The 6,344-nt window shown below is 60.0% G+C and carries 7 protein-coding genes, 1 tRNA gene and 1 rRNA gene; 8 read left to right on the top strand and 1 reads right to left on the bottom strand.

What is annotated here, in order from left to right; translation table 11 throughout:
* The first annotated feature begins 17 nt into the window (after positions 1-17).
* Positions 18-93 (top strand) — tRNA-Thr (locus AB5Y48_RS02610).
* Between the two features lie 17 nt (positions 94-110).
* Positions 111-225, top strand: a 5S ribosomal RNA gene (gene rrf / locus AB5Y48_RS02605).
* A gap of 68 nt (positions 226-293) precedes the next feature.
* On the opposite strand, the gene AB5Y48_RS02600 is transcribed toward rrf, so the two are convergent.
* Positions 294-1,070: a LuxR family transcriptional regulator gene (locus tag AB5Y48_RS02600; protein WP_050664782.1), complete on the bottom strand. Its 777-nt coding sequence runs from the start codon at positions 1,068-1,070 to the stop codon at positions 294-296.
* A gap of 142 nt (positions 1,071-1,212) precedes the next feature.
* Here AB5Y48_RS02600 and AB5Y48_RS02595 point away from each other — a divergent pair, with 142 nt between their 5' ends.
* From AB5Y48_RS02595 to AB5Y48_RS02570, 6 genes are read left to right on the top strand one after another with little or no spacing between them, the layout of a single operon-like run.
* Entirely contained in the window at positions 1,213-1,986 is a 774-nt protein-coding gene (locus tag AB5Y48_RS02595; protein WP_368163696.1) for a DUF3450 domain-containing protein, read from the top strand.
* On the top strand, positions 1,983-3,278 hold the full coding sequence (locus tag AB5Y48_RS02590) for a MotA/TolQ/ExbB proton channel family protein (protein WP_368163695.1): 1,296 nt from the start codon (positions 1,983-1,985) through the stop codon (positions 3,276-3,278). The genes AB5Y48_RS02595 and AB5Y48_RS02590 overlap by 4 nt, the downstream gene beginning before the upstream one ends.
* The gene (locus AB5Y48_RS02585) at positions 3,275-3,793 is read left to right on the top strand and encodes a MotA/TolQ/ExbB proton channel family protein (protein ID WP_043158326.1); all 519 of its coding nucleotides are present in this window, start codon (positions 3,275-3,277) and stop codon (positions 3,791-3,793) included. Before AB5Y48_RS02590 ends, AB5Y48_RS02585 begins: the two co-directional genes overlap by 4 nt.
* A gap of 13 nt (positions 3,794-3,806) precedes the next feature.
* Positions 3,807-4,208, top strand: a complete 402-nt coding sequence (locus AB5Y48_RS02580; RefSeq protein ID WP_368163694.1) for an ExbD/TolR family protein — start codon at positions 3,807-3,809, stop codon at positions 4,206-4,208.
* Positions 4,205-4,894, top strand: a complete 690-nt coding sequence (locus tag AB5Y48_RS02575; protein WP_368163693.1) for a TonB family protein — start codon at positions 4,205-4,207, stop codon at positions 4,892-4,894. Before AB5Y48_RS02580 ends, AB5Y48_RS02575 begins: the two co-directional genes overlap by 4 nt.
* A 3-nt stretch (positions 4,895-4,897) precedes the next feature.
* Entirely contained in the window at positions 4,898-6,076 is a 1,179-nt protein-coding gene (locus AB5Y48_RS02570; RefSeq protein ID WP_368163692.1) for a tetratricopeptide repeat protein, read from the top strand.
* The last annotated feature ends 268 nt before the right edge of the window (positions 6,077-6,344 follow it).

Genomic DNA, 6,344 nt, shown 5'->3' with positions numbered 1-6,344 from the left:
GTTTCGACCGGTTTTGTGCTGATATGGCTCAGTCGGTAGAGCGCATCCTTGGTAAGGATGAGGTCCCCAGTTCGATTCTGGGTATCAGCACCATAATTTAAAAGTTTTTGCCTGACGGCAATAGCACGATAGAACCACCTGTTCCCATGCCGAACACAGAAGTGAAATGTCGTAGCGCCGATGGTAGTGTGGCAGATGCCATGCGAGAGTAGGACACAGTCAGGCACCTATTCAATGAGAAGGCCTCCCAAGCGGGAGGCCTTTTTGTTTTTAAGTCCGAACATCAAAACGCCTTATGAAAGGCGTATATTAGTGATATTCACATCGTCCAGAGACGGGACGATCAGTCCACTGGAAATCGTCTTGGCAATTGCCTGATTACGGTTTCGTGAGTCTGTTTTATTGGTGACCTGGGTCAGGTGGAAGTTGACCGTCCGCTCACTGATACCCAGAATCGTCGCAATTTCCCAGGATGTTTTCCCTTCACTGGCCCAAAACAGGCATTCTTTCTCACGGCTGGAGAGTGTCGTCAGATGTCGAGCTATTTCGGGTTTGCGTTTTACCAGCTCGAGTGCCGCATTGAAGATATAGCTGGCGCAAAACGAGAGTGTTGGTACATTCTCAAACATCAGCTCGCTGTTACTCTGCTCCTTGGTGATGAAGGAGAGAATGCCTCGTTCACCATTGGGGCTGTAAAGAGGGAAAGAGACCCCGTTACGCACCCCAAAGTCTTCGGCCAGATTCATTACATCCCGGCTACCTGCCGGCAGCCAGGGTTGGTTGTAGTCCAGCGAATTCCAGAAAATGGGTAGCGTTTGCCTCAGGCCGAGACAGACGACAGGATCCTGGGTCAGATAGCGGTTTTCGCAGTAGGCCTGAAACCAGCTAAGTGGGCAGTTGTTAAACAGGGCTACGTGTGACTTGTTCATGCTTATCGGGAAGATGATAAGCAGCCGGAAGTAGTCAAACCCCATTTTGTGGCTAAAACGCTCCAGGGACCTCTGCATATCGAGGGTGTTTCTTGCCCTGGTGAACGTCTCTATATGTTCCCAAAGCTTGTCGTTGTACAAGTTGCTCTCCTTTTGTCGAGAATGTCGACAAGTTGCGTGCAAATTCTCGGCTCACCTTATCCGCGCATAGCGCGGGTCGCAACGAAATTCCATGATTTGCTTCATTAGACCAAGTTTGGGATAATGATAAGCGTTATCAACTATGTGGCTTGCGACCATGACTAAGAGTGTGTTGGCGTTCCTCGTGCCCTTCTGCTTTACCCACTTGGCTTGTGCCCAGTCTCCGGTGCCGAATGCGTTGATGGAAGATCTGGCCTCAGGAGAGGCCTCCCAGAAAAAAGTAGCACACGCAGCCGATGCTGCCGTAATTGCTCGCCAAGAGCTGTTGGCTACCGAGCGTCAACTCAAGGACCTCGCCTCCTATAACCTGTACATGCGGGGTATGGTGGTCGGCCAGGAGCGCGATATAACAAGGCTGCAGAATCAGCTGGCTGAGGTGGAAGAGACCTGCCATGGCTTGGTGCCATTGCTACTCAAGATGCAGTCTGACCTTGAGGCTTGGGTAGCCGGCGATCTGCCGCTACGTTCCGCCGATCGCGCCGCGCGTCTGCAGAACCTGAAAGAGACCCTGGCCCGTGCCGACGTGAGCGAGGCCGAGAAGTTCCGTGTCTTGCTGCAGGCGTACCAGGTGGAGGCCGAATACGGCAGCCGTCTCGACGTGTGGCAGCAGCATCTGGCGCTGGAGGGAAGCGAGCGCTTGGTCAATGTGGTCGCACTGGGGCGTATCGCCCTGCTTGCCATGACCACCGATGGCACGGGAGCCTGGCGCTGGTCTGCCGAGGTCAAGGCATGGCAGCCGCTTGATGCGGCCTGGCACGATGCTATCGGCCAGGCGATCGCCCTGGCCAAGGAGAAGCAGACTCCGAGCCTGCTCACCTTGCCTCTGTCTACCGCTCGTCAGGAGATCTCTCAATGAAGGCTCTACCCCTGATCCTGGCGTTGGCATTTGGCGTCCAGGCAGCCCCGCAGTTTTCGGCCGAAGAACAGGCGCGCGAGCAGGCGGCCGGCCAGGAGCTGGCTACTCTGAAAAGCCAGCTGGCTCAGGCCAAAGCCAAGCTCGCCAGTGCCCAGGCAGAAAGCCAGTCGCTCGGCGATCGCTTTGCCAGTAATGAGAAGCAGCTGAGCGAGTTGAACAAGGCGTGGTTGAGTGCCTCAAGCGGCATGGATGAGTTGTTTGCCGTCAGTCGCCAGGGGGCCAAGGAGGCCATGACCCTGCTCGAGGCCTCTGCCGTGCAGGCGCAATATCCCGATCGTCTCCAACCGCTGCACGCGCTGAGCGATGACAAGACAGTGCCGGACCGCTACGCCCTGGCGCTGCTGCCCGAGCTGTTGCTCGGGGAGATGAAGGCGTCGGCTCAGGTTGCGCGCTTCAGCGCACAGGTGAATGGTGCCGAAGGGGTCGCCGCGACCCAGCCGCTGACCCGTTTCGGCGCCTTCACCCTGGCGGCCGAGCAGGGTCTGGTGCAAGTGACCCCGCAAGGGCTGCAACCGATAGCCAACCTGTCGGGCAAGGTACTTGATGGTTATCGCGATTATCAGGGGGCGGAAGGCGAGGCGGTGGCCATCGATCCCTCCCATGGTGCCGTGCTGGCCATGTTGGCCGAGATGCCGACCTTCACCCAACGGCTGCAACAAGGTGGCACGGTCGGCTACATCATACTGGCGCTGGCCCTGGCCGGTCTTGGCATCGCCGGAGTGCGTCTGGTGCTGCTCTCTCATGAACTCAAGACCGTGCGTCGCCAGGTGGGCGAGTCGGTCCACGACGAGCGCAACGCGCTGGGGCGTGTGCTGGCAGTGGAGAAACAGTATCCCCACCTGCCGATGGAAACCCTGGAACTGCGCCTTGATGAGGCGATCTTGCAGGAAAACCCGCGTCTTGAGCGCGGCATCGGCATGGTCAAGGTGATCGCCGCAGTGGCCCCCATGTTGGGCCTGCTCGGTACCGTGACCGGCATGATTGGAACCTTCCAGGCCATTACCCAGTTCGGCACCGGCGATCCCAAGATCATGGCCGGCGGCATCTCGATGGCGCTGGTGACCACGGTGCAGGGTTTGGTGGCGGCTATTCCACTGATCCTGGCCCACAGCCTGCTGCAGTCGCGTTTCAGTGAGCTCTCCAACCTGCTTGAGCAGCAGGTGGCCGGCATTCTGGCCGAACGTGCCGAAGCCACCGGTCTTACCCAGAGCAAGACGGAGCGCGTTGCCTGATGATGGCCGTGTGGGAACAGTTGCAGCAATTCATGGGGCGTGGTGGCCCCATTCTCTGGGTGATCCTGGGACTACTGCTGGTGATGTGGTGCCTGATCCTGGAGCGGCTGCTCTATCTGTGGGGGGGCTATCGCGCCGTGCAGCATTCGCTGCTGACCAACTGGCGTGCCCGCGCCGAGCGCACCAGCTGGCAGGCCAAGGCGATCCGTACCCGCTGGATCGCCCAGGCCGAGCTGGAGCTGCAACGTCATCTCCTCTTTATCCGCACTCTGGTGGTGCTCTGCCCCATGCTGGGACTGCTCGGCACCGTCACCGGCATGATAGGGGTGTTTGACGCCCTGGCCATGGCCAACCGCTTCAATCCCGAGAGCATGGCCAGCGGCATCTCCCGTGCCACCATCCCGACCATGGCCGGTATGGTCGTGGCTCTCATCGGGGTATTGATCCTCAGCCGTCTCGAGAGCCAGGCGCGCCGCCTGCTCGAACAGACTCGCGATGGCATGGGCGCCGAATAGGAAGTTGTAACCAATGAGAAGACAACCCAAACGTCAGCGTGACGAAATCCAGATCGACATGACCCCCATGCTCGATATCGTCTTCATCATGCTGATCTTCTTCATCGTCACTACCTCTTTCGTCCGTGAGGTGGGGCTCGAGGTACATCGTCCCGAGGCGACCCAGGCCAAGGCCCAGAAGTCGTCCAGCATCATGTTGGCGATCGGTGCCAAGGGGGATATCTACCTCGACCGCAGGCCGGTCGATGTGGAACGCGTCAAGGCCAGCCTGGCGCGCATGCTCGCCGAGCAGCCGGAGGCCAGCCTGGTAATCCAGGCCGACGAGCGGGTGCCTCATGGCCGTGTGGTGCGGGTGATGGACGAGGCCAAGGCCGCCGGTGTGGCCAATATCGCCGTGGCGGTGACGCCGCGATGAAGCGCTATCTCATCAGCCTGCTGCTTGGGGTGCCGCTTACCCTGGCCGTGCTGTTGTTCATGGCAACCCTGGTCGAGCCAGACCTGCGTGCGCGTAGCGCGAGCGAGTCGCGCAGCATCGTCATCAAGATGCAGGAGCCCGATCTCCAGGTAGCGACCCAGGAGCGCCCGGTGCCACCGGAACCCGAGCCGCTGCCAGAGGTAGAGCCCATGCCGACCATGCAGTCGGTCTCTACCCCGGCGCTCAGCCTGGAGCCTGTGCCTATGGTGGCGCCTCCCCTCGATATCGCGGGGGTGAGTCCGGTGACCTTGGCCATGCCCGATGTGGCGCCCGGAGCGCAAGATCCGGCGACGTTTAGCGGCAACTTCCATGGCCAGCAGGCGGGAAGCCCGAACGGGCTAGTCGATGGGATCGGTGTCAGTGGTCTGCTGACCCCGTTGCAACGGATCGAACCGATTTATCCCTATCGCGCCCAGCAGGCCGGGATCGAGGGAGAGGTGACCCTCAAGTTTGTGGTCGATCCTAACGGTCAGGTGCAGGACGTGACCATTGTTTCGGCCAATCCACGCGGCCAGTTCGAGCGGGCCGCCATGCAGGCCCTGCGCAAATGGCGCTATCAGGCACGCAAGGGAGAAACCGGGGCGATCGCCCAGGTCGTGACCCTCAAATTCAGGTTGGAGAGTTAAGCGATGAAACGACTCTGGTTGTGTGCCCTACTTCTCGCAGGGCAGAGTGCCTGGGCCATCACGGTGAGCCCGGGCTTCTCACGCCAGCTGGCTCCCCTGATGAAACTCTATGAAGGCAAGCAGTGGCAGGCTACCGAGACCAAGGCCGCCGCGCTCAAGCCGGATACTCCGGCCGAGCAGGCCTGGTTGGCGCAGCTGCGTGCCTCGGCCGCAGCCAACAGTGGGCGCTGGGATCTGGCTGCCCGCCAGGTGGCGCTGGCACTGGCATATAAGGAGTGGCCCAAGGAGCAGCGCCGTGGGCTGTTACGGCTGCAAGGAGACGTCGCTGCCCAGCAGGAGAAGTGGCCCCAAGCTATCAGTAGCTACAAGGCTGCGCTGGCCCTGCAAAGTGACAAGGATCTGCAGTTCCGTCTGGCGGGTCTCTATTTCCACAATCGTCAGTATGCCGAGGCGGCCAATTTGAGTGAGCAGCTCCTGCGCAAGGGGTGGCACCAGGGCACCGCCATCATCCGCCTCTCTGCCCTGCATGGGCTCAAGCGCTATGGGCAGGCGGCCGATGTCGCCGAACAGCTCATCGCCCGTGAGCAGAAGGAAGGCAAGTGGTGGCTACAGGCGGTGTCGCTGCGGCTCTCCGCCCGGCAGGGCCGGGAGGCGCTGGCCCTGCTGCAGACTGCGGTCGACCGCAAAGTGCTGAGTGAAGAGAGTACCCGTAATCAGCTGGTCCGCCTCTATGCCTGGCAAGGTCTCCCTTATCGTGGCGCTCGCCTGCTCGAGACTGCCATCGCCAGCGGCAAGTTGTCCGCCTCTGCCGCGAACCTGCAATTGCAGGCGCAGCTGTGGGAGGGCGCGCGGGAGTGGGACAAAGCGATCGCGTCCTGGCAGAGGCTTGCCGCGCTTAATAAAGAGAGTAAGCCGGCCCTGCGCGCTGCCGAGTTGATGCTTCAGCAGGGGCATGGCCAGGAGGCGAGAAAACAGCTGATCGCATTGCAGCGTGTGACTGGTAAAGAGGGGCTGCGTGCCAAGGCCCTGTTGGTGCAACTCCACTTGCAGGCAGAAAACTATGGCGAGGCGCTACAGTTGGCGACCCAGCTGCGCAGAAGCCGGGAGTGGCAACAGAGAGCCGATAGCTGGATCGCCTATATCCAGTCACGTCAGAGCGAAATGGAGCGCAAGGCCGCTTGAATCGCCACTGAAAAGTATAAAAAAGGAGCTTTCGGCTCCTTTTTTCGTCAAGCAAACCAAAAATCCATAAAACTGTTGAAAAAGCCTTGCCATCCCGGCGTGCCTCCCTATAATGCGCCCTCACCAGCACGGCGGATGACGCCGGATGGTCAGCGAGTTGGCAACGCCAACCTGGCTGCGAAAGAAAAGCGATAATGACGCTTGACTTTCAAAATGAGGAGCGTAAGATGCGCAGCCTCAGCCGACAAGGCAACGTTCTTTAACAAAT

This window comes from Aeromonas sp. R6-2 (assembly GCF_040908155.1).
Lineage (GTDB): Bacteria > Pseudomonadota > Gammaproteobacteria > Enterobacterales > Aeromonadaceae > Aeromonas > Aeromonas schubertii.
This window is presented reverse-complemented; position numbering and strand designations above follow the sequence as displayed.

Bases quoted from the DNA above. Each gene is read 5' to 3' on its own strand.
- AB5Y48_RS02595 (WP_368163696.1), top strand. From the start codon at position 1,213: ATGTGGCTTGCGACCATGACTAAGAGTGTGTTGGCGTTCCTCGTGCCC.
- AB5Y48_RS02590 (WP_368163695.1), top strand. From the start codon at position 1,983: ATGAAGGCTCTACCCCTGATCCTGGCGTTGGCATTTGGCGTCCAGGCA.
- AB5Y48_RS02580 (WP_368163694.1), top strand. From the start codon at position 3,807: ATGAGAAGACAACCCAAACGTCAGCGTGACGAAATCCAGATCGACATG.
- AB5Y48_RS02575 (WP_368163693.1), top strand. From the start codon at position 4,205: ATGAAGCGCTATCTCATCAGCCTGCTGCTTGGGGTGCCGCTTACCCTG.
- AB5Y48_RS02570 (WP_368163692.1), top strand. From the start codon at position 4,898: ATGAAACGACTCTGGTTGTGTGCCCTACTTCTCGCAGGGCAGAGTGCC.